16 protein-coding genes and 1 pseudogene are annotated in these 23484 nt (G+C 71.8%); 8 read left to right on the top strand and 9 right to left on the bottom strand.

Features of this window, described 5'->3' with window-relative positions:
* Positions 1-9: 9 nt before the first annotated feature.
* Both AB0C12_RS27250 and AB0C12_RS27245 read right to left on the bottom strand, forming a co-directional pair.
* On the bottom strand, positions 10-1830 hold the full coding sequence (locus tag AB0C12_RS27250) for a putative nucleotidyltransferase substrate binding domain-containing protein (protein WP_360552653.1): 1821 nt from the start codon (positions 1828-1830) through the stop codon (positions 10-12).
* A gap of 30 nt (positions 1831-1860) precedes the next feature.
* Positions 1861-2136, bottom strand: coding sequence for a hypothetical protein (locus AB0C12_RS27245; RefSeq protein WP_360552652.1), 276 nt, complete (start codon positions 2134-2136; stop codon positions 1861-1863).
* Between the two features lie 236 nt (positions 2137-2372).
* On the opposite strand from AB0C12_RS27245, the gene AB0C12_RS27240 reads away from it, so the two are divergent.
* Both AB0C12_RS27240 and AB0C12_RS27235 read left to right on the top strand, forming a co-directional pair.
* Entirely contained in the window at positions 2373-3341 is a 969-nt protein-coding gene (locus tag AB0C12_RS27240; RefSeq protein WP_360552651.1) for a universal stress protein, read from the top strand.
* A gap of 59 nt (positions 3342-3400) precedes the next feature.
* Positions 3401-3793 carry an Hsp20/alpha crystallin family protein gene (locus tag AB0C12_RS27235; RefSeq protein ID WP_360552650.1) on the top strand — a complete coding sequence of 131 codons (393 nt, stop codon included), beginning with the start codon at positions 3401-3403 and terminating at the stop codon, positions 3791-3793.
* Between the two features lie 69 nt (positions 3794-3862).
* Here the strand turns inward: AB0C12_RS27235 and AB0C12_RS27230 are convergent, their stop codons facing one another.
* The 5 genes from AB0C12_RS27230 to AB0C12_RS27210 all read right to left on the bottom strand — a co-directional run bounded on the left by AB0C12_RS27230 (position 3863) and on the right by AB0C12_RS27210 (position 11012).
* Entirely contained in the window at positions 3863-4375 is a 513-nt protein-coding gene (locus AB0C12_RS27230; RefSeq protein ID WP_360552649.1) for a flavodoxin domain-containing protein, read from the bottom strand.
* Positions 4372-5814: a wax ester/triacylglycerol synthase domain-containing protein gene (locus tag AB0C12_RS27225; RefSeq protein ID WP_360552648.1), complete on the bottom strand. Its 1443-nt coding sequence runs from the start codon at positions 5812-5814 to the stop codon at positions 4372-4374. Before AB0C12_RS27225 ends, AB0C12_RS27230 begins: the two co-directional genes overlap by 4 nt.
* On the bottom strand, positions 5811-7259 hold the full coding sequence (locus AB0C12_RS27220; RefSeq protein ID WP_360552647.1) for an HAD-IB family hydrolase: 1449 nt from the start codon (positions 7257-7259) through the stop codon (positions 5811-5813). The genes AB0C12_RS27225 and AB0C12_RS27220 overlap by 4 nt, the downstream gene beginning before the upstream one ends.
* Positions 7256-9151: a lysophospholipid acyltransferase gene (locus tag AB0C12_RS27215; protein ID WP_360552646.1), complete on the bottom strand. Its 1896-nt coding sequence runs from the start codon at positions 9149-9151 to the stop codon at positions 7256-7258. The genes AB0C12_RS27220 and AB0C12_RS27215 overlap by 4 nt, the downstream gene beginning before the upstream one ends.
* Positions 9152-9398: 247 nt before the next feature.
* Positions 9399-11012, bottom strand: coding sequence for a methyl-accepting chemotaxis protein (locus AB0C12_RS27210; protein WP_360552645.1), 1614 nt, complete (start codon positions 11010-11012; stop codon positions 9399-9401).
* A 1062-nt stretch (positions 11013-12074) separates the two neighbouring features.
* On the opposite strand from AB0C12_RS27210, the gene AB0C12_RS27205 reads away from it, so the two are divergent.
* From AB0C12_RS27205 to AB0C12_RS27190, 4 genes and pseudogenes are all read left to right on the top strand, one after another.
* Positions 12075-14186 carry an alpha-galactosidase gene (locus tag AB0C12_RS27205; RefSeq protein WP_360552644.1) on the top strand — a complete coding sequence of 704 codons (2112 nt, stop codon included), beginning with the start codon at positions 12075-12077 and terminating at the stop codon, positions 14184-14186.
* Positions 14187-14211: 25 nt separating this feature from the next.
* Positions 14212-14508, top strand: coding sequence for a hypothetical protein (locus AB0C12_RS27200; RefSeq protein ID WP_360552643.1), 297 nt, complete (start codon positions 14212-14214; stop codon positions 14506-14508).
* Positions 14509-14513: 5 nt separating this feature from the next.
* Entirely contained in the window at positions 14514-15557 is a 1044-nt protein-coding gene (locus AB0C12_RS27195) for a hypothetical protein (RefSeq protein WP_360552642.1), read from the top strand.
* A gap of 101 nt (positions 15558-15658) precedes the next feature.
* Positions 15659-16287 (top strand): annotated as a pseudogene (locus AB0C12_RS27190) (family 65 glycosyl hydrolase); the annotation flags it as partial.
* Between the two features lie 158 nt (positions 16288-16445).
* Here AB0C12_RS27190 and AB0C12_RS27185 read toward each other — a convergent pair.
* Both AB0C12_RS27185 and AB0C12_RS27180 read right to left on the bottom strand, forming a co-directional pair.
* The gene (locus AB0C12_RS27185; protein WP_360552641.1) at positions 16446-17213 is read right to left on the bottom strand and encodes a 2,3-bisphosphoglycerate-dependent phosphoglycerate mutase; all 768 of its coding nucleotides are present in this window, start codon (positions 17211-17213) and stop codon (positions 16446-16448) included.
* Between the two features lie 84 nt (positions 17214-17297).
* Positions 17298-19403, bottom strand: a complete 2106-nt coding sequence (locus AB0C12_RS27180) for a glycoside hydrolase family 15 protein (protein WP_360552639.1) — start codon at positions 19401-19403, stop codon at positions 17298-17300.
* Between the two features lie 142 nt (positions 19404-19545).
* On the opposite strand from AB0C12_RS27180, the gene AB0C12_RS27175 reads away from it, so the two are divergent.
* The gene (locus AB0C12_RS27175) at positions 19546-20343 is read left to right on the top strand and encodes an aquaporin (protein WP_360552637.1); all 798 of its coding nucleotides are present in this window, start codon (positions 19546-19548) and stop codon (positions 20341-20343) included.
* A 196-nt stretch (positions 20344-20539) separates the two neighbouring features.
* Positions 20540-23311 (top strand): magnesium-translocating P-type ATPase, encoded by a 2772-nt coding sequence (gene mgtA / locus AB0C12_RS27170; protein ID WP_360552635.1) that lies wholly within the window; start codon positions 20540-20542, stop codon positions 23309-23311.
* The last annotated feature ends 173 nt before the right edge of the window (positions 23312-23484 follow it).

The raw sequence follows: 23484 nt of genomic DNA, 5'->3' as shown, positions 1-23484 counted from the left end.
ACGACGGAGTCATCGCTCGAGCCGCCTCATCCAGTCGCGGTCCACCCGGGCCTGCACGAGGGCGATCGCCTTGAACGTCTCGCGCAGGTGCCGGCGGGTCAGGGAGTCGAGATCCGCCGGGGCCAGGTACGTCGTCGGCGTCTCACCGCTGCGGACGGCGTTCACCTCGTGCCGCAGCAACAGCGAGTAGACGTCGTCGAACCCACCGGCCAACGTGTCGGCCTCGTCCGCACTGAGCAGACCGGCCCGGGCACCCCGGCGTAACCGGTCGGGTGTCGTCCCCCGGGCGTCGCCACTGACGACGGCGATCCAGCGCGCCAGCGCCACCACCGGCACCAACCCGCCGCTCTTGAGCTCCAGCTGGCCGCGATGGTCGCCGCTGTGCGCGACGACGAAGTCCCGGACGAACCCGGTCGGCGGCCGCCAGCCCAGCGCCTCGTCGAGCAGCGCCCGCAGGAACTGGGTGGTGCGGGTGTGGGAACGGATCTGCTCGGTCAGGGCGCGCCCGAGCGGCAGGTCGGTCACCGGCCGGCTGTCGGCGACCATCGCCGACAGCAGCAGGGCGTTTGCCTGCGTGGGGTCGTGTTGCCAGCCACGGGCGGCCGCCACCCAGCCGGACCGGGAGCGGCTGAACACCGGATTGTGGGCGTTCGCGCCGTTCGCGCACAACGTGAACCCGCAGTGTTGCAGGTCGCGGAGCACTTCCCGGGCGGCCGCCCGGATACCCTGCGCCGGGTCCGGAGCCGACTCGGGTGGATCGACCCAGACCAGGGCGGTGTCGACGTCCGACAGCGGCAGCGGTTCGCCGCGGCCCAGCGAACCGAGCAGCACCCAGGAGTGCCGCACGGCGGCCAGCGCCGGGCTGGGGTGCAGCTCCAGCACCCGCCGGACGACGGCGTCGACGACGGCGGTGTGCACCGCGCCGATGTGCCCGGCGGCCACCCCGTTGTCGGACAACTCGACGATCGTGGTCGGGAGCAGCCGGGCTGCCTCGGCCAGCTGGTCGAGCGAGGTGGCGTCCTCGATCGCCGCGCGGATCAGCAGCGGGTCACGGACCTCGGCCTGGGCGAGATCCACCACCCGGACCACGCCGGCCGGGCGCCCGGACTGATCGGTCACCACCAGGTGGTGAACCCCGTGCTCCACCATGCACAGCAGCCCGGTCGCCTGGGTGGCGTGCTCGTCGACGGTGAGAGCGGGCACCGTCGCCAGTTCCCCGACGGGCGCGTCGGCGCCGATCCGACCTGTCGCCACTCGGCGCCGGAAGTCGTGGTCGGTGACGATGCCCACCCCGGCGTCGGTCCGTACCAGCGCGCAGGACGTTCCGGCCACACCGATCCGGTCCGCGACGTCACGGACCCGGTCCGTCTCGTCACACCAGACGACCGGCCGCATCAGGCTCGCGAGCCGCCGCTCGCCCCGGACCATCGCGCCGGCGGTGAGGCGTCGACGCCGGAACACAGGGTCCATCGTGGCGAAACGCAACCGTTCCGGGTGGGCCAGGAAGGTCCGGGGATCGGGGATGCGCAGGCAGAGGCTCTCTTCCTGGGCGCGTACCAGCAGCCTGGGCGGCAGGTCCGACAACAGCCAGAGATGCCCGAACGTGTCACCCGGGCCGAGCAGATCGACGACCCGTCCACGATCCAGGACTTCAAGAGCACCGGTCCGGACGACCCACAGGTGCTCGAGCCGCTCCTCGTCCTCGGCGACCACCACGGCACCGGCGGCGAAGTACTCGACCTCCACCCGTGCCACCAGGCGAGCCAGGTCCTCCGCGTCGAGGGCGTCGAACGGCGGCTGACCACCGAGGAAGTCGGCGAATTCCTTCACCGCGACCGTCCCGACCCGCCGTACACGCCGTTATCCCGCCGCCGGGGAGGCGCTCTCCCGCGGCGCCAGGACCACCACCGCGGTCTCGCGCGGGCGTCGTGTTGCACAGGCGTCCAGGTGTTCGTCGATCTGGGACCGGCGGCCGATGGTGGTCAGCCGCAGCGCGCCCCAGCCGCCGGCGCGTGGCCGCCACAGTCCGGCGCGGCGGCCACCGATCCGGTACAGGCCGCGGTGCACCGACCAGGCCAGCCGGATGAACCAGCGTGGCGGCAGCAGCGGTGTTCTCGCCTCGTGCTCGACCGACATCGGGGTCTCCCGCCCATCGAACGGCCATCGGTGAGCGACTTTATCCGCGTCCCGCGCGCGGCCGACAGGGTCCAACGGCCCGGTCTGCCTTCTGCTCGGCGCGGGTGGGCGGTCGACCAGACGCGCGGCACAGGGCTATCGGCCCTGCCGGCGAGCATGCACGCGGGCGGATGGTGACTCCACTGCCCGTCGATCCGACGGGGCGGGATCGGACCCGGGAAGCGGGAGGTGACGTCATGGCGAGTGTCGCCGGGGCCGCCGTGGTGGTCGGCGTGGACGGATCGGCGCGCAGCATGGTCGCGGTCGAGGTGGCCGTCGCCGAGGCGGCGCTCCGGCACCGTCCGCTGCGGATCGTCCACGCGCTGAGCTGGCCGAAACTTCCCGTGCCGCTGCCGCCCGGGCTCACCGAGACGGCGCCGGGGCTGCGGCAGCAGGCCAGAGGGTATCTGAGCGAGGCGGCCGGTATCGCCGGCCGGGTCGCACCCGAGGTCGCGGTGCGCACCTCGTTGGTGACCGGCCGGCCCGCGACCGTCCTGAGGGAGGAGAGCCGGCGCGCCGACCTGATGGTGATCGGCGAACGCGGAATGAGCGGCCTGCTCCTCGGTTCCGTGGCGATGGAGCTGACCTCGCAGGCGCCCTGTCCGCTGCTCGTCGTGCGCGGTGAGCCGCGCCCCACCGGCGCGGTGGTCGTGGGCGTCGACGGCTCCGCGCAGTCGATGCGGGCACTCGACTTCGCCCTCGAGGAAGCGTCGCTGCGCGGTACGCCGCTGGTGGCCCTGCACGCGTGGGCCGGAACCGACAGCACGGAACTGGACCGCGACGTGGCGGCGAAGCGCGAGCAGTGGTCCGGTGCCGCGCAGGAGCAGCGCGTGCTGGCGGAGACGCTGGCCGGGGCCGGCGACCGGTATCCCGACGTCCTGCTCCGGCGCCAGGTCGTCCGCGGCAATGCCGGATCGCTGCTCACCGACTGGTCGCACACCGCCCAGCTGGTCGTCGTCGGCGACCGCGGACGCGGTGGACTCGCCCGGCTCGTGCTCGGCTCGGTCAGCCGGCACCTCATCTTCCACGCCGACTGCCCCACGGCCGTGGTCCGGGGCACCGACCCGATCACTGACGCCGGGGAAACGGCCCGGACCGAAGGTCACCGCCGCGGGGCCGGTTCGGCCCCGGCCGATTCCGCCTCGACACCGGCCTTTCGGCTCTGACCGCGCAGGCGCGGACGAGGTCGGATAGGGAGGGGAACGACATTCGGAAGGAGAAGCTGATGAGTGGATTGTTGCCACGACTGTTCGGTGACATGACCGACTGGCTCGAGGTCGACTTCCCGCGTCCGCTGTCGGCGATCAGGTTCGAGGACAAGATCACCGACCAGGAGTACGTGCTGCGCGCCGAGCTGCCCGGGCTGGACCCGGACAAGGACGTGCAGATCATGGCGCTGCACGGGGTGCTGACGGTCAAGGCCGAGCGCCGTGAGGAGGAGAAGGATCTCAAGCGCACGGAGTTCCGCTACGGTGCGCTGCAGCGCTCGGTGCGCCTGCCGGTCAACGCCGACGAGTCGGCGATCAAGGCCGGCTACCGCAAGGGGATTCTGGAGATCACGGTGCCGTTGACCGCGCCGCAGCCGGAGGGCCGCCGGATCGCGGTGACCGCTGAGTGACCCGACCCTGCCTGCCGGCCGGCGATCATGAGGAGCGCCGGCCGGTGGTCCTCACCCGCGATCCGCACCTCACGCCTGTCGGCGCGGCGAAGTGATCTCGGCGGCGACACCGCGCGCCCAGGCCCGGATCCGCTGCGGGTCGCGGAAGTCCCCGGTATGGCCCTCGTGCTTCATCCGGCGGGCCACGAAGCCGAGCCAGCCGTGCGCCTCGGCGGTCAGCCGCCCGCCGAAGGTCACATGCTCGCGCGCCTGGAGCAGGTGCATCGCGGCCTCGGCCTGGTGGTCGGGTGGCAGGTCGGTGTCGTCGGCGGTGTGGTCGAGCGGGCCGCTGCTGAACAACCAGACCGGCCGGTCGGCGAACGGGCCGGCGAAGCGTTTGGCGAACCTGCGGGCGTCGGGGTGCCAGCCGGCCGCGTACATCGCGGCGCCGAGGACAAGGGCGTCGTAGCCGGCGACGTCGTCCACCTCGTCGGCCGGCAGCAGTCGTACGTCGAGGCCCGCGGCGCGGAACTCCTCGGCGATCCAGCCGGCGATCTCGGCGGTGGACCCGCCGGTGCTTCCGTATGCGACAAGGACGGTCATGTCTGTTCCTCTCCAACGAGCGGACGGGCGTCGGACGTCGAGCCGGACCGTGCCAGCCTCAGCACCTCGTCGAGGCCCTCGCGCATGCACTCCACCAGCACCTCCGGGTCAGGCACGACGGACCCGTCGATGGTCATCCCCACGTGACAGGTGCCGAGGTACGGCACCATCGCCGCCATGACGGCGGTCCCGGGCAACGGCTCGAACGGGTAGATCCGTTCCACCGTCGTGCCCGCGAGGTGGATGCCGGACGGCAGTCCCGGGAAGGGGGCCGCTGACATGTCGGCGGGTATCGACAGCCGACCGGTCGCGGCACGGACCGCGGCCGGAACCCGATTCAGCAGCGGCACCAGCGCCGACCGGGCGTTCAGGGCCGGTTCCGCCCGCAGCGACAGCGTGATGCCGCGGATCGCGGCGATCCGTTCCGCGGGATCTGCCGTCCCGGCCGGCGCGCGGAAGGTCACTCCGGACCCCTCGTGGCCGGCCGTCCGGACGTCCGGCTTCCGCCGGCTGACCGGCATCGTCATCGTCATCTCGGCCAGCTCGATGCCGTGCCGCTCGTGGTAGCGGCGCATCCCACCGAGCAGCGCGGCGATGGAGGCGTCGTCGGCCGAACCACCGGCGGTCTCCGCCGCAGCTTCCAGATCGGCGCGGGGGCAGTCCATGACGCGGAACCGCCACGATGTGCCGGTCCGGCCGCGCAACAGCGGCGAGCCCGGTAGCAACGACGGCGCCGCGATGCGCCGCAACGAGCCGGCGAACCGCACTGCGCTCGCCGCAGCGGCCGCGGGGTGGGACAACGCCTGGGCTCCGGCCGTCATCATCTTCCCGGCCGCGCACGGAACGGCCAGCAGCTGGTCGGTGAACTCGTCGGCCGCCAGCCACCATGCGGACGGCCTGCTGTCTCCCGCGCGCCGGCGCTGGACCCGCGACATCAGCGACAGGCCGCCCGAGCCGTCCGTGATCGAACGGTGCAGCTTCAGCAGGTACGCGGCCCTGCCGCCCGGAAGTCCTTCGATCAGAGTGGCCTCCCACAACGGGCGCGTGCGGTCGAAGGGTGCCATCGCGGCGCTCTGCGCGAACCTCAGGAGTTCAGCCATCCCTCCCGGCGCCGGAAGGCTCACCCGGCGCAGGTGGTAGTCCAGGGCGAAGGTGGGATCGGGCACCCAGGCCGGCGGCCCGACCGGCACGGCGGGCTCCAGCACGCGCATCCTGGTCCGCGGCACCAGCCGGGTGAGCCGCTCGTGAGTGGCGGACAACCGGTCCCAGCCGGGCACCGCGTCCAGCATCATCAGCACCGCCGTGGTCGACGACCGTCGAGGGTGCTGCTCGCCGCGCCACATCAAGGTCTCGAGTTCGCTCATCCGGTCGCCGGCATTCCCGGCGCCGGCCCGGCCCGGGTCGCCTGCCGGCTGCGCCGGAGCTCGGCGGGTGCTCATGGCGCGCTCACCGGTCGCGGCCAGTCGGCCAGGGTGTTCGCGATGATCTGCCGCACCTCGGCGACCCGCTGGTCCACGTCGCCGGCGGTCCAGTCGCCGGTGTCGACGGGTTCCAGCACCGCCACGTCGACCGTGCCGGGGTTGACGACCATCGAGCGGCGCCAGGCCAGCTCGCCGGTGTTGCGCAGCACGATCGGCACGATCGGCACGCCGGCCTGCCGCGCGATGTGGAATGCGCCCTTCTTGAACCGGCCCAGCCGCGGCGTCGGCATCCGGGTGCCTTCGGGCAGGATGAGGATCGAGACGCCGGCTTGCAGCTTGCGCACGACCCCGTCCAGGGTCTGCTTGGCCTTGGTGAGGTCGCCGCGGTCGATCCAGGCCGGGTCGAGCACCGCACCGATGACCATCATCCGGGGGTCGAGGCGGGCCTCCTTCTTGGCCACGGCGGTGAAGTCGCGGCGCAGCAGCGCACCGAGCACCAGGACGTCGAGGGCGCTCTGGTGGTTGGCGACGAACACGGCGGGCCGGGCCTTCCAGAGGTTCTCCGCACCGACCACGTCGAGTCGCACCCCGGCGAGGGCGAGCCCGGCCCGCGCGGACAAGGCGATGCCGGTGTTGATCCCGAGCCGGCGGTCACCGGTGAGCCATCCGTAGGCCACCCCGGCGGCCAGCCCCAGATTCGTGCCGACCATCGCACCGGCGGTGCCGAGGTACGCGCACAGCCCCGCCGACCTCGGTTCCCGCAGCGTCAGCACCGGCCACCCGTACTCCTCGGCGGCATCGCGCAGGATGGGATGCGGGTTCAGGGCACACGGCCGGCCGACGGTAGCCAGGAAGGCGATGTCCTCCGAGCCGTTGGCGTAGCCGTGGCTCCGCCTCAGATCGATGCCGCGAGCTCGGGCGAACGCCCGTACCGCCGCGGCCTTTCGGCCGCCCCACAGCAGGCCGGTGCTGCTCTGGCCGGTGAGGACGCCGGCGTCGTCCGCCAGCTCTGTGCAGACGATGTGCTCGATGCCGAGATCCCGGGCCACCGGCTCGATCTGCATCCGGGTGGCGGAGGACGCCACCACGACGGTGTGTCCCTGCCGCAGGTGGGCCTGGACCACGTCGCGGGCCTCCGGCCGGATCGTGCCGGCGATCCGCTGGACGAACAACCGTTCGCCGACCTCGACCATCGAATCGACGGTCCGGCCGCGCAGAGTGGCGAAGCTCAGGGCGGCGGCGGTGTGCGGATCGCCGCCCAGCACGGTGCCGTCGACCGCGGCGATCATGAAGCGCGCCAGCTCCAGGGCGCCGATCCGGCCCTCGCGCAGCCGCTCCCGGAAGAAGGCGTTCGCGGTGTAGCCCTGTACGAGCGTTCCGTCGAAGTCGAAGAACGCGCCGATCCGCGGCCCCGGGGGTCCGTTCCTGATCGCCTCGACGACCTCGTCGACCGTGGCGTTCATGGCCGCTCCCGGTAGGCCAGGTCCGCGATGGCGGCCACCTTCCGGAGTGTCTCCCGCACCTCCCGCAGGAACTCGGCGCGGCGCCCGGCCAGGCGCGGTCCGGCGGACCCGACCAGATCGCGGTGCTCGGCCAGCCGCAACGCGGGCTTGAACAGCTCCAGCGACACCGATTCCTCGCTGGCCAGGCGTCTCTGCAGCGCCCACTGCCGGCCCAGCCGCAGGCACTCGTCGAGGAAGCGGGACTCGTCGAACGGTTCGTCGTCGTACTCCCATGCGACCAGCCGGTCGGCCACGACGTGATAGGCGTCGAGGAAGGGCCGCAGCACCAGATGAGCGACCAGCAGTTCGGAGCCGGCCAGCCAACGCCGGGCGTCGGCCGGGGTGAATTCACGTAACCCTTCGGCCTGCCCGGGATCGACGATCGCGAGCTCGGCCGCCATCTCGCCGGCGAACTCGCGGCGGCGTGGGAAGAAGAAGTCGAACTTGAGCAGGTCACGCAGCCGCAGAGTCTCGCGGTTGGCGGTCCGCAGCCCGTTCTGGCCGCCCTCCATCGCCGCCACGAGGCCCAGCTCGCCGATCGCCCGGTCCACCAGCATGTGCACAGCCGTGTTCCGGTAGAACGCGGCGACCAGATGCTGACCCGGGCCGATCCGCCAGATCGTCTCGGTGCCACCGTCGTAGCAGCTCAGCACGCCGGAGCGGACCAGATCGTCAAGGGTGTGGCGGATGGTTGCCCGGTCGGCCAGGTCGGCCGCGCCGGCCACCGGCCGGCGGCGTTGCCCGAGGTAACGTGCGAGCGGCGCCACGGTGGCCAGCACCTCGTCCAGGGTCAAGGCCCGGTCGGCCGCCAGCAGTGCGAGGCACACGACAGCGGTCGTCGTCACCGGTGTGGCGCGATTGATGCGGTGACAGGTCTCCAGGGCTATCCGCTCGACCGCGCGCGAGCCGCTCCGGTCGTCGGACCGCAGCTCGGCGATCCGCTCCCGCAGCGCGAACGGCTCCCCGAACTGCAGGTACACCCGGCCGAACCGTTCCCGTTGGGACCGGCCGAAGTTCCACAACCAGCGCAGGTCCTCCGGGCGCTTGCTGCTGCCGCGCGCTTCGGCAGTCATCATCGCGACCTCGTGCAGTTGCTCGTACACCACTGAGACCGGGACGATCAGCGCCTGCGCGGTATCCGCCGTGTCGAGCGCGTCGATCATGTAGCGCAGCACGCCGTACGCCGGCGGGCGGAGCTTCCCGGTCCGCGTCCGGCCACCCTCGATGGACCAGCACAGGTTGCGCCGGTTCCGGATCATCTGCGCGACGTACGCCCGCAGCACCAGCCGGTACACCGGGATCTCGGTCGTCGAGCGCCGCAGGTACACGAACCCCGACCGGCGCAGCAGATGGTTGAACGGGAAGACGTCGAGATTGGCGCCGGTCAGCACGAAGGCCGGCGTGATGCCGTTCCCCGACACCGCGGCGGGCACCGTGACACCGTCGAGGTACGAGCGGTGGGAGAACGGGAACAGCAGCGAATACTTGCGATCGAGGGCGCGCAGCTGCCGCGTCTGCTCGGGATCGACGATCAGGTCATGGGCCCGGGACAGCCACCGGCTGAACGCCGCCCAGTCCTTCGGGGCCCGTCCCGTGTACGTGGCCCCCATCTCGCGCAGATACCCGGCCGCCTCGACGCGCACCTCCCGCGGATCACGGCCGAGAGATCGGGCGAGCTCGGTGAGCCGTGCCGCGAGACCCGCGTCGGTCAGCAGTTGCGCGACCTCCGGGGTGTCCGTGGACAGCGGACTCGTGGGCTCGTCGAGGGCGCCGACCCGCTGCAACGCCCGGCGGGCCCCGACCCGGTTCAGCGAACGGACGATCGAGGGGCGATCGATGATCGTCGGACTCATCGTCACCTCCCGGGGGAACGCGTCGGACATCCCCCAGTCTTCGGTGCCGAGACGTGCGGTTCTACCGCCGAAGGACACCGATGGAACCGCCGTACGGCGCCCGCCGAGCAGGTCGTTCGGCCCTGATGGCCGGTCCCCGGCTGAGCCGGCCCACCCTGTGGCCCGGCGGGAGGATCTCGACGTGCGCGGCGCGCTGCTGTCCGATCGCGGCGACCGCGCGTACCTGTACCGATGAGTCCGCGGGTTCTCAGTAGCGGAAGTTCGTGACCAGGGCCTTGAGGTCGCTGGAGAGGCGGGCGAGCTCCGAGGTGGCCTGCTGCGACTGGGTGACGCCCTCGCTGGTGAGGCGGGCCGCCTCGGCCACACCGGTGATGTTGAGGGCGATGTCGGAGGTACCGGTGGCCGCTTCGGTGACGCTACGGTTCATCTCGGCGGTGGTGGCCGTCTGCTCCTCGACCGCCGAGGCGATGGTGGTCTGGAAGTCACTGATCCGGGCGATGACCCGGGTGATCTCCTCGATGGCGGTCACCGCGCCGGTGGTGTCGGCCTGGATGGCCTCCACGCGGTGGGAGATGTCCTCGGTGGCCCGGGCCGTCTCCTGAGCCAGATCCTTGACCTCCGAGGCGACGACGGCGAAGCCCTTGCCCATCTCGCCGGCGCGGGCCGCTTCGATGGTGGCGTTGAGAGCGAGCAGGTTGGTCTGTTCGGCGATGGCGGTGATCACCTTGACGACGTTGCCGATCTCGGCGGACGACTCACCGAGTTTGGTCATCGTGGCCGAGGTCGCCGCGGTGACGGAGACCGCTTGGGACGCGACCTGGGCGGCTTCCGTGGCGTTCTGTGAGATCTCCCGGATGGACGCGCCCATCTCCTCACTGCCGGCCGAGACGGTGTCCACGCTGCGGGAGATCTGTTCGGCGGCGGCAGACACTGTCTGCGCCTGTGCGGATGTCTCCTCGGCGGAGGCGGCGATCTGCGTCGCGGTGCTGGACATCTGCTCCGAGGCGCTGGCCAGCGAGGACGCCGAGCCGTCGATGGTCGCGACCGTCGTCCGCAGGTTGACCACGGCGGCATCGAGGGCCTGGCCCATCCGGCCGGGTTCGTCGCGTGACATCAGACCGCTCGTGCGCGTGAGATCTCCCGCGGCCAGAGCGTCGCAGACGTCTTTGACCCGGTACAGGGAACGCACGATCCCACGGGCGGTCAGCAGCCCGAGTCCGAGTGCCAGCAATGCCCCGATGACCAGCAGCAGAATCGAATGCATGCGGCTGGATCGATAGGCCGAGTCGGCTCCCGCGGCTGCCTCGGCGGCGGCCGTGTCCTCCTTGTCCACCAGCACGTCGACGTCCTGGCTGATGGCCGCCATGACCGGTACGACCTCCCCGTCGCGGACTTTCTGATACCCGGGCAGATCGTTGGCTCTGCCCAGCGGGATCAAGGTGGTCTCCACCAGCTGGACGTACGCCTGCCATCTCGACTGCAGATCGGCGAAGACGGCTCGGTCGGCAGGACCACTCCTGCTGTACTCGGCAGACGCGGTGTCGAAGACCGGCTTGTCGGCGGCGAACGCGGCGACGTACTTCTCGGCGGTCGCGTCGTCCTGGGACAACGCGACGTTGGCGACATCCGATCGAGCCTGTCGTACGGTGGCTTCCAGCTGCCCCATCGCCTTGATCCCGGCCACGTTGCTGGTGTACAGCAGATGCGCGGACGCACTGGCGGCGCTCAACGCGACCAGGCCGACGATCCCGACCGTGACGGCGACGACGACCGCGACCGCGATCGTCGCGAGGATCTTGACGTTGACACCCAGATCGGCGATGAAGTGCCGGCCGGCGGCAGGGCTCGGTGTGGAAGACATCTGACTTCTCCTTGGCTGCCGCCCGCGGGATCAAGTGATCACCGATGGTCCCTGCATCACTGTAGGAGCACGGCACGGGCCGGGAAGTCGATTCCGTCATCTTCGGGACAGGGCTACTCCGGGGGCGGACCGCAACAGGCCGCCGGACAGTTTCGCGTAGGCGGCACGCATCGTTCCGCGTCGCGGGTGAGGAACATCGTCGGTTGGTGCAGGCCGGCCTTCACGACGCCGGGCTGGTCGAGGCCGACCACGACGTATCCGTGCGACATGAGTTCCTCGAGCCGTCCCGGGCCGTACGGTGAAGCGTCTTGCGTTCCTGACGCTCTCAGTGGGACGACGGTCCTGTTCCAGCGGGCCGTTGCGCTCTCCATCTGCGGCCGCTCGGCCCTGCTGCCGGCGTGTGCTGCCGGTGCACCATGAGAGGGAAGGGCGGGAACGCCCGGATCAAGGCCGGTAGACATGCGGCAACTACCCGAACAGGGTGGGGCGGACCGAGGGAATTCCCCGCGCCTACATGCGAGGTTCGACTCCTCGCCCGGCCACGACGGGACCCGCGGCCGATCGCCGGTGATGCGGTCGCCGGTTTCACCGCATCGTGTAGGCGGTCCTTTCCTTCTCATGGCACCGCCGGCACGTGTGGACCTGCGGCGAGTTCATCTCGTTGTTGACGTAGAACCAGGGTCCCCAGGCGTGCACGAGTCGGCTCTCCGTCGCACCACATCGCCGGCATCGGCGGGTCTGGTCACACTCGTCGGCCGTGAGGTAGGCGAACTGCCCCCAGGAGTGGCGCGGTTTCTCTTCCCGCCTGCCACAGGATGGGCAGACTCTCACGATTTCGCATCGGCGCCCGGGCGAGGACCATTCCCCCGGGTGCAGCCCTGTCCTGCACCTGGCCTTCGCCCAGAAGCTCATCTCGGGTCCTGCCCCACTTCGACGATTCGCGACCTCCCCATGACCTCACCCGGGACCGGGAACGGGCGAGGGCCGAAGGTCCCGACCTGCTCGGGCAACGCGGCCGCCGACGAGTACCGCCGTGGATCCGCCGGGCATACGATCACGACCATGGCCGACCACGGACCGGGTACCGTCCGGCATGACGCCGGCACGGGGACGTGGGTGCTGTACGGCCGCACGACGGCGTACGGGCTCCGGCTGACGGCCGGCAGCGTCTGGCACGTCTGGTGGGGTCCGGCACTGACCCTCGACCAGGTGGCCGGTCTGCCGTTGCCGCCACGCGACCACGACGACATCCTCGGCGAGGAACTGCCCGGCGAGGGCGGGGAACGCTTCGGTCCGCCCTCCCTGCAGGTGGCGTTCGGCGACGGCACCCGCGCCGTCGAATGGGTGCCCGGCGGACATCACATCGACGGCGGCCACCTGCGGGTCACGCTGGCCGACCGCCACTATCCGCTGCACGTCGAGCTGCACTACCGCGTACGTCCCGACAGCGACGTCATCGAACGCTGGACCGTGCTGCGCCACACCGGGGCCGGCGCGCCCGTCTCGGTATCCGCGGTGGACGCCGCCAGCTGGACCGTTCCCGCCCATCCGGTCCATCGCCTCAGCTACGTCGGCGGCGAGACCAAGGTCGAGTTCCAGTTGCAGCGGATGAACCTGGACACGGGCGAGTTCACGCTGACCAGCCGCCGCGGCGTCACCCGGCAGGAGGTCAACCCGTGGCTGATCGTCGACCGGGCGGATGCGAGTGAGGAGCACGGCCAGGTGTGGTCGGTGGCGCTCGCCTGGAGCGGCAACTGGCGGATCACGACGCGCCGGACGCTGGCCGGCCACGTGACCATCAGTGCCGGTTCCGGACCCGGCGAACCGGCCTGGCGGCTGCAGCCGGGCGAGACCTGGCAGAGCCCGATGTGTGCCGGCCTGTACAGCGCCGGCGGGTTCGGCGCCACCAGCCGGCAATGGCACGCCTACGTCCGCGCGCACGTGCTGCCGGCCGCCGACGAGGTCCGGCCGGTGTTCTACAACTCGTGGGAGGGCTGTGGCTTCGACGTCGACGAGGCGGGGCAGCGGAGGATGGCCCGGGTGGCCGCCGAGCTCGGTGCCGAGTTGTACGTGCTGGACGACGGCTGGTTCAGCACGCGGACCGACGACCGGGCCGGGCTGGGGGACTGGTGGCCTCACCCTGACCGTTTCCCTGACGGGCTGGGCCCGCTCATCGCCGAGGTCCACCGGCTCGGCATGCGGTTCGGGTTGTGGGTCGAGCCGGAGATGGTGAACCCCGACAGCCGGCTGTACCACGATCATCCCGACTGGACGCTGCACATGCCCCACCGCCACCGCACCGAGATCCGCCACCAGCTGGTGCTGAACTTCGCCCGGCCGGAGGTGGCCGAGTGGGCGTACACCTGGCTCGACAAGCTGCTCACCGACAACGCGATCGACTTCCTGAAATGGGACTCGAACCGCGCCTTCACCGAGGCCGGCTGGCCGGAATCCGCCGATCCCGGCCGGACGCTCACCGACCACACCCGCAACCTCTACCGCATCATCGACCGGCTGCGCGCCGACCACCCGAGGGTGCGCATCGAGACCTGTGCCAGCGGCGGTGGCCGCGTCGACCTGGGCATGCTGCGTCGCGCCGACCAGTCGTGGCCGTCCGACAACACCGACCCGGCCGACCGGATGGCCATTCAGGAGGGGTACAGCCAGATCTACCCGGCGATCACCATGGGGGCCTGCGCCGGCGACAGCCCCAGCCCGGTGACCGGGCGGGCCTCCGCACTGACCTTCCGATTCCATGTCGCCATGGCCGGTGCCCTCGGGCTCAGCGGCGACCTGCGGGCCTGGCCGGAACCCGATCGGCGCGAGGCCGCTCGCCTGACGGCGACGTACCGGCGGATCCGCCATCTCGTCCAGCACGGAGACCTGTACCGGCTGAGACCCGCGGCGCTTGATCGCATGACCGTGGTGCAGTACGTGAGCGCGGACGCCGCCGAGACGGTCGTGCTGGCCTGGCGGCTGTTCACCCGGCCACGGGAGATCGATGTGCCGATCGTGTGCCTGCGCGGGCTCGACCCCTCGGCGCGGTACCGCGATGGAGAGCGCGGCGTGGTCCTCGACGGCGCCGTCCTGATGCATGCCGGACTGGACCTCGGGTTACCGCCCGGCGATCAGGCCAGTGTGGTGTGGCACCTGCGACGCGACCCGCCCGGCTGAGGTCAGGACGACGAGAGGAGCCGCCATGGGCGATCCGTCCACCGCCGGCCGGGTTCGCGACCTGGTGCAGCTGATCGCGTACGCGGACCGGCTGGGTGGCTCGCTGCCGGCCTTGGACCGCCTGCTGGACGGCCCGCTCGCCGGCCTGTTCGGCGGGGTGCACGTGCTGCCGTTCTTCCTGCCCATCGACGGCGCCGACGCCGGCTTCGACCCGGTCGACCACCTCACGGTGGACCCCCGCCTGGGCAGCTGGACCGATCTGCGGAGACTCGGCCGGAGCGTGGACGTCGTCCCGACGGTGCCACCGAGCAGGACCTGGTAGGCAACGTGCGCCCGCGACCCGGCCTGCCGTTCACGCAGGCGCTCCTCGGTGGCCACCACCGCCTGGTGTGGACCACGTTCACGTCGCGGCAGGTCGACCTGGACGTCCGGCATCCCGCGGCGCGCCGGTATCTCAGTCAGGTGCTGCACCGTCTGGCGGACAACGGCGTGGCGATGGTGCGCCTCGACGCGGTCGGTTACGCGGTCAAGACAGCCGGCACCTCCTGCTTCCTGACACCTGAGACGATGGAGTTCATCGACGACATCGCCGGCGAGGCACGGCTGCTCGGGCTCGAGGTCCTCGCCGAGGTGCACGCTCCCGGCCACGTCGCGATCGACGTCGCCACCAGGGTCGACCGTGTCTACGACTTCGTGCTGGCCCCGTTGATTCTGCACGCCCTGTTCACCGGCGACGGGCGTCGTTTGCACGACTGGCTGGCCCGCCGGCCCGGCAACTGTGTCACGGTGCTCGACACGCACGACGGCATCGGCCTGATCGACGCCGGTCCCGGCGCGGATGCCGCGGACACCGCGCTGTCGGCCGCTGAGCTGGAGGGACTCGTGCGGACAATCGACCGCAACAGCGGCGGTACGAGCGTCGCCGGTGTCGTTCCCGGCGGGCGCTTCTATCAGGTCAGCTGCACCGCCTACGACGCTCTCGGCCGCGACGACCAGCGGTATCTGCTGGCGCGTCTGGTGCACCTGTTCGTGCCCGGGATTCCGCAGGTGTACTACGCCGGCCTGCTCGCCGGCCGCAACGTTATCCCGGCAGCTCGAGCCGGCGATCCGCGTGAGATCAACCGGCCGGCGTACTCCGAGGCCGAGGTGGTCGAGGCGCTCCGCCGGCCCGTCGTGACGGAATTGTGCCGGCTCATCCGCATCCGCAACGCCCATCCGGCCTTCCTCGGCACCTTTTCGCTGACATCCGCCCCAGCCGGGGAGTTGCGCATGGCCTGGCGAGCCGGCGGCGCCCGAGCAGAGCTGTGGGTCCGGCTGGCCGATGCCTCCTACCGGCTCGAACTCACCGGCCCCACTGCCCTTTCGTCGTGATGCGGATCAACCCGTCGGGCGCCGGCCGGTGCCGTTTCCACCGGGCGGGTGCAGGGCGGGGCGCAAGGTGTGTTCCGGGCGCGCGGACGCTCTTGGTGATCCGGACAGCGGTCAACGTCACCAACGGCAAGGTGATCCGCCTGCTGGTCGACGATGAGCCGTTCGACCTGCGGGACGGCCGGCTGCGCCGGCACGAGCGAGCGCTCGATCTGCGCGACGGAGTGCTGCGCCGCGAGGTGGAGTGGGAGTCGACGGCCGGTCGCGCGGTACAGGTGCGGTCGACGTGCCTGGTGTCCATGACCCAGCGGTCCATAGCGGCGATCGAGTACGAGGTGGCGCCGAGGCGGAACCTGACCTGGCCCGCACCACGGTGGTCTGCCGGCTCGAGCCGGGGCAGCGGTCGCGCCTGGTCAAATTCGTCGCCTACGGCTGGTCGAGCCGGCGGTCACTGCCCGCGCTCCGGGATCAGGCCGCCGCGTCGATCGAGGGGCCCGGTTCCTGGGCTGGGCAGGTCTGCTCGCCGCGCAGCGGGCGTACCTGGACACGTTCTGGGGCGGCGCCGACGTCGAGGTCGATGGCGACGCGGAGGTGCAGCAGGCGGTCCGTCTCGCCATGGTCCAGGGGCGCGGCGGCCGAGGCCCTGCGCTGGCGCCAGGCGACGCTCGACCTGACCCGGGAGCGGGCCGCCACGCTGGGCTGGGCCGGCGCGGCGTTTCCGTGGCGGACGATCCGCCGTCACGAAGGGCTACGCCTTCAGGTGACCAGGTCCATTCCCGCCGTCAGCGCGGTGGCCGGTGATCCTGTCCAGCCCCCGGGACGCAGTCCCGTGCACCGGCGCGACCTGCTCCGGTAGCCGGCCGGCATGCGACGACGGACGTCCCGGCAGGTTCAGAGACCGGCAGCTGCCGGGCCGATCCGCACCTGCTCGCCGGCACCGACCGGATCGAGGTACCGTCCATGGTTCGTCACGACAGGGATGCCCGACCGGTCGAGCCGGTACCGCATCGGCACACCGGTCGGAATGTCGAGACGCTCCACCTCGGCGGGCCCGAGTCCCTCGAGGTACATCACGAACGCACGCAGACTGTTGCCATGCCCCACCACCAACGGTGTCTCACCCGCGAGCACCCGCGGGAACAACACGTCGGACCAGTACGGCAGCACGCGGGCCTGACAATCGGCGAGGCTCTCGGTCCGCGGTCGTGCGCCGGCCGGCAGGTCCGCATACCGTTCGTCGGCGTACATGACGACGGCGGCCTCCTCGCTCATGGCGGGCGGCGCGACCCCGAACGACCGCCGCCAGGCACGGAAGACGGAGCCGTCGACCTCGGCGGCGACCGCGCGCTTGTCCCGGCCGGTGAGCGCGCCGTAGTGGCGTTCGTTGAGCCGCCAGGACCGATGCACCGGTGCCCAGCCGCGGCCCAGCCCGTCCATGACGATCTCCGCGGTGGCGATCGAGCGCCGCAGCAGAGACGTGTGCACCCCCGTCGGCCGTACGCCCAGCTCCCGCAGGGTCGCCGCGGCCCCGCGGGCCTGCGCCACGCCCAGCTCGCTCAAGGGGGCGTCGGACCAGCCGGTGAAGACGTCGGCCGCGTTGCTCACGCTCTGCCCGTGCCTCAGAAGGATCAGGGCCCCGGCCCCACCGGTACGCGTCATGCGGCACCCACCCCCGGGTGAACGGTAGGCGACAGGCTCGCCGTCACCGCGGGTGGGGCGGCGTTCGCGGCTTCGCGACCGCGGTCATCGGGCCGGTCGATTGTGCCCGAGGTAGCGGTCGGCGACCACGGCAGGCTGTTCGACGACCCGGCCCTCGGCCAGGTCGCGCGCCAGCCTCAGGTACTGCGCGTGGGTCCACGCCAATGGCGTCGCCGAGAACGTGGGCGTGCCCGGCTCGAAGCGACCCTGTCCCGCCGGCGGAGTGTGGTCCCACACCTGCTCGGGGAGCATGCCGCCGGGTCCGGTGGTACGGGTCATCGCGGCGAGCCGGGAGGCCGCCGCCCGCAGGTCACCCGCGGCGATCTCGTACTCGCCGCGTTCGCCGCTGAGCAGGGGCCAGGCCCGGCCGCGGGAGACCAGTGAGCCCGGCGGCTCGTCGTACTCCCACTGGCTGCCGTCGAGTTGCTCACCGAAACCGTCGAACGAGGCCCGGTGCCAGAAGAAGCCCCGCGGGGTGGCCACACCGAGCTGCGCGTCCACCACGGCCAGGGTGTTCACCACGTCGGGGTCGGACGGCGACAGGATGCCGAGACGGACCAGGTCGAGGAAACCGGGATCGACCACCCGCCGCTGGTCCACATCGACCGGTCCGCTGTCGCCGATGCTGTACGTGGTGCCGGCGTCCGGGTTGCCGTCCTTGGTCAGCCGCAGGAAGTACGGCCGGGCCGAGTACGGGCCGGTGCTCGTCACCGTCCACGCCTTGACCCGGTCCCGCCACGAGTCGGCCGTCGCGAGATACCGCCGGCTCGCCGCCGGGTCACCGTGGGAACGCGCGAGCGCGGCGGCACACACCAGGCCGGCGACGGCCGTGGCGATGGTGTTGGGCGAGTAGCCCGACTGGTTCTCCCAGCGTTCCTGCGGCGTGAACGGCGCGCCGGGATACCCGGCCAGGAAGTCGGCCGCCCGCTTGACGCCCGGCCAGGTGTCCCCGCGACCCAGCTGGTAGGCCAGCACGATCGGGAGCGCCACCTCGTCGAGTTGCAGGCCGCCCCACACCGGAGTGCCGTCCACCTGGGAGTTCTGCGGGAACGAGCCGTCCTCCTTCTGCTGCACATCGAAGAGGAAGTCCAGGGCGCGCCCGGCGCCGGCGCGGTCACCGGCGGCGATGAGTCCCGTGGCGATCTGGTAGAGGTCGCGTGACCACACCAGGTGGTAGGGCCCGGACGGGTCATCCGTGCCGAACGCCCACGGTGAGGCCGGCGCCGCGACGTACGCCCCCGGGTGGGTCTTGTCCTCGGAGGCCGCGAGGACCATCGCGGAGGTGCGGTAGAGCTGCCGCTGCGCGGGGCCGCGCAACACCCGCGGCGGGGCGCTCAAGCCGGCCAGATAACGCTTCCAGCCGTACGCGTAAGAGCGTGCGACGCTGCCGAAGCCGTCCCGCAGAGAACGCCGGGCAGTGGTCAGCGCCGCGGCGGCGGAGCCGGCGAAGCCGAGCGCGAGAGTGCTGTGCCGGCCGCGCAGCGCGGCCGTCTGCACCAGGTTGCCGGCCGCGGCCGACGAGTAGCGCCAGTCCATCCGCCCGTCGCGCAGGTCGGTGAGCCCGTCGCTGACCCCGGCGAAGCCGCTGGACGTGGCGGTGAAGGAGCCGACCAGCGCGCTCGACACCGCACCGTCCGTGGCGAGCAGCGCCCCGCCGGAGGTACGCCCCGAGTCACCCGCCCGGGTGTTGCCCAGCGCCGGGTCGTAGACCGCGAACAGCTGATGACCACGCGGCGCGGCGAACGACAGGTCGACCAGGACAGCCGACCGCGCGGGGTCGGTCGTGTAGTCGGCGGTGAGGCGCCACCCGGAGCCGTCGTACGTCTGCCGGAAGCGCAGGCCGTCGAGCTGCTCGGTGCGGACTGCGGCCTTGGCGATGCCGCCGCGGGCGGTCACCACGAAGGTCAGCGAGCGGGCGCTCGGCCCGCCGATGGTCGGGTAGAAGATCTCGCCCAGGCCGCCCTCGCGCTGCACGGTCGCCCAGACCTTGCTCACCCGCGTCCGCGAGGTGAGCAGCCCCGACTTGTCGGCCGGAAGATACTGCTGATCGACGCCGGGTGCCCCTGGGGCCGACCCGGTCGCGGGGACGCCCGGCGCGAGCCCCAGCGCGGCCACCAGCAGCACGGGCAGGGCGGGCACGATCGCTGTCATCTCGACCTCCTCGTCGCCGGACCCTCCCGGTCTACACCGGTGCCTCCTTGATCGCACCCGCTGCGGCCCGGGGCCGGCCGGCCGGGCTGAACGGGACCATGGTCCCTGCCGGCAGGGTGATCTCGCGACGATCCTCGTCCTCGTGGACGTGACAGCACGGGCGACGATGCGGCCGACGAGGGTGGACGGCCGTGCCGCCCTGGTCGAACTCGGTCTGACGACGGCCTTCATGGCGACGGTCTTCACCCTCGTGCGCTGGGGCATCGGCACGATGGGGGCGCGGGCCACCGGCACCGAACTGCGGATCCGGGTGATCGTCGTGTCGGTGCTGGTCGGCCTGGTCATCGTCGGCTTCGCGGCCTCGCCGCCGGGACGCTTCAGCGGTGCCCACATGAACCCGGCGATCACGGTGGGCCTGTTCGCGTCCGGCTCCGTGCCGGCCCGGCGGGTCCTGCCCTACCTGGCGGCCCAGACCGCCGGTTCGATCGCCGCCGCCGCGGTGACCAGGCTCTGCTGGGGACCCGCGGTGGCCGAGCGGCCCGTCCGGTGGGCGGTCGTGCAGCCCGGACCGGGCTGGGGCGGTCTGTCGGTCACGCTCGCCGAGGCGGCGACCCTGGCGGTCATCGTGGCGGTGATGTGCGTGGTGGCAGCCCGGCGGCCCGCCTGGCCGCTGGTGTGGATCGTGGGCGGCCTGTTCGGATTGCAGGGGGCGGTGCTCGGGACGCTCACCGGTGGCTCCGCCAACCCGGCCCGGCAGCTCGGTCCGGCCGTGTTCTCCGGGGAGTTCCGGCTGCTCGCCGCCTATCTGATCGCCCCGGTGGCCGGCGGGGTGCTGGCCGGCTGGGCGACCGCCGGTGTCCGGGCCCGGCGCCGGGCCCGCGACACCGGGGAACGGCCGGACCACGAGCTCGAGGGCGCTGCGCTGCCCGGGTTGCGGTGACCTGTGCCTCTGGTTGCCGCTGTACGGGCTCGACGGCCCGATCCGGCGGGACCGACGCGGGGGCCCGGCAGTGACCTTCGGCCCTGCCCGGACGGCGTCGATCGCGCCAGGATGGGATGCGGACGTGATCATCCGTCGCAGGTCAGGAGTTCGCCGTGCCGCACGTACGCAGCCGGATGACATGCGATGGCAGCCGATGACCACCCGCATCTCCGAGTCCGCCGGTACTGCTGCTGTTCCGGGCCGGCGCCGAGAAGTCCTGACCGTCGCCGAGGCCGCGACGCTGACGCCCGCCGCCGTCCTGGAGGCACTCGACTCGGCCGCCACCGGACTGTCCCCGGCCCGGGCGCGGGCCCGCCTCGCCGCGCTGGGGCCGAATGCCGTCGCCGCTCATCGGGTCCGCGCCTGGCGCGTCCTGGTCCGGCAGTTCCGCAGCGCCCTGCTCCTGCTGCTGGTGGGGACTGCGACGACCGCGTTCGTCCTCGGCGACCACACCGACGCCGTCGTCATCGCCCTGATCCTCACGGCCAGCGTCGCGCTGGGTTTCGTCAACGAGTACCGGGCCGAACGGGCCGCACTGAACCTGCATGCGCAGATCCGGCATTCCGTCGCGGTGCTCCGCGACGGCGTCCTCAGCGACACCGACGTGTTCGACCTCGTCCCGGGTGACATCGTCCACCTGCGGCTCGGTGCCGTCGTGCCCGCCGACGTACGGCTGCTCGACGCGACCGACCTGACCTGCGACGAGGCTGTCCTCACCGGCGAGTCGCTGCCGGTCGACAAGGCCGTCGCCGCAGTTCCCGCCGGCACTGCTCTCGCGGAGGCGGCGTCCTGCGCCTTCATGGGCACTGTTGTGCACAGCGGTTCCGGTGTCGGCGTCGTGGTGAGCACCGCGGCTGACACCCAGGTCGGGCGGATCGCGGTGGGCCTGGGCGAGCGGCCTCCGGAGACGGCGTTCCGGGTCGGGCTGCGGCGCTTCTCGGTCCTGCTGCTCCAGGTCGCCGTAATCCTGACCGTGGCGATCTTCGTGACCAACGTGCTGCTTGACCGGCCGATGCTCGACGCGGCCCTGTTCGCACTGGCCATCGCCGTCGGTATCACCCCGCAACTGCTGCCCGCCGTGGTCAGCACCAGCCTGGCCGCCGGATCGCGGCAACTGGCCCGCCGCAAGGTGCTGGTGAAGCGGCTGGTGTGCATCGAGGATCTGGGCGACCTGGACGTCCTGGTCACCGACAAGACCGGCACCCTGACGGACGGCAGCGTCAGCTTGCGAGCCGCTGTCGGCCCCGACGGCCGGGAGTCGTCGCGCGTCCTCCGGTACGGAATGCTGGCCACCGAGGAGCGCACCGGAGGCAACGCTCTGGACACGGCGTTGTGGCGGGCTCCGCGGATCACCGTCGACGACTACCGCCCGCTGGCGCTGGTGCCGTTCGACCACGAGCGCCGAATGACCTCGGTCCTCGTCGACGCACCGGACGGCACGCGGCTGATCGTCGCCAAGGGCGCTCCCGAGTCGATCCTCGCCCGTTGCGTGGATGTACCGGAAGCCGCGCGGGTGGTTCTGGAGGAGCAGTTCGCGGCGGGCAGCCGGGTCGTCGCGGTCGCCGGCCGGCCGGCGCCGCAGGCCGTCGCCCTCACCGCCGCGGACGAGCGGGACCTGCGCCTCGAGGGCTTCCTGATCTTCCTCGACCCGCCGAAAGCCGGCGCCGCCGGCTCATTGCGCCGGCTGGCCGGGCTCGGCGTCACCGTGAAGATCGCCACCGGGGACAACGCGCGCGTCGCCGAGAAGGTCTGCGCCGAGCTCGGCCTGGCCTCCGCCGGCACGCTGACCGGCACCGACATCGACGGGCTCGATGACGGCCGGCTCACCGCCGCCGCCTCCGCGGCGACGATCTTCGCGCGGGTGTCGCCCGAGCAGAAGGCAAGGGTCGTACGGCTGTTGCGCCGGTCCCACGTCGTCGGCTTCCTCGGCGACGGCGTGAACGACGCCCTCGCGCTGCACGCCGCGGACGTCGGACTGTCCGTGGACACCGCCGCCGACGTCGCCAAGGACGCCGCCGATGTCGTGTTGCTGGAGAAGGACCTCGGCGTGCTGGCCGACGGTGTGGCCGAAGGCCGACGGATCTTCGCCAACACCATCAAGTACGTGCTGATGGGGACGTCCAGCAATTTCGGCAACATGTTCAGTGCCGCCGCCGCGTCCGGGGTGCTGAGTTTCCTGCCGATGCTGCCCGGCCAGATCCTGCTCAACAACCTGCTCTACGACTCCAGCCAGCTCGCCATTCCCACCGACCGGGTCGACGTCGAGCAGCTCGCCGCGCCGGCGCACTGGGACATCGCGTTCATCCGCCGTTTCATGCTGTTCTTCGGTCCGCTCAGCTCCCTGTTCGACCTGCTCACCTTCTGGGTGATGCTCGCCGTCTTCCACGCGGGGCCCGCCTTGTTCCGGACCGGCTGGTTCGTGGAGTCGCTCGCCACTCAGATCCTGGTCGTCTTCGCCATCCGTACCCGGCGGATCCCCTTCCTGCGCAGCCGGCCCAGCCTGCCGTTGATGGTCGCCGCCGGCGGCGTGGTGCTGACCGGTGCCGTCCTGCCGTTCTCACCGCTGGCCGAGCCGCTGGGCTTCGCAGCGCTGCCGCTGAGCTTCTTCGTCACGCTCGTGGCCATGGTGGTCGGCTACCTGGCTCTCGTCGAGGGCGCCAAGAAGGTGTTCTTCGCCAAGCTCTCCGGTGGCCGCGCGACGCCTCGGCTGCGCGATCGCTCGCACCACTTGCGACGCCGGTTGAGCCGGTTCACCTACCCGGTCCGCGCCGGGCGAGCTCGGCGGCGGAGGCCCCCGCAGGACGGACCCGGTGACTCCTTCTCGCCTCGTACGACACCGGCACCGACCGCTTCTTCGACGCGGGGCGGTGAGTCGGCCACGATCTTTCCGGGGCCGCACTCCAGGAATCATGGAGCCAATTCCTGACAGCCAAGAACGAGATCGAATTTGTCGAGACCGGCACCCCGTCGGTGGCCGGTGCTTCGCCGAGCACATGGAGGCCGGTCCGCGGAGATGCGACGAACTCATTCGCAATTCGTGTTTTCGCGGGTCGAACCGCCACCGCGCGGCCGTTGAGATGCGCATCCCGCCGTACCGTG

Source organism: Actinoplanes sp. NPDC048967, assembly GCF_040649415.1.
In the GTDB taxonomy this organism is placed as follows: Bacteria; Actinomycetota; Actinomycetes; order Mycobacteriales; family Micromonosporaceae; genus Actinoplanes.
The sequence above is the reverse complement of the archived record's forward strand: the minus strand, read 5'-3'. Positions and strand labels throughout refer to the sequence as shown.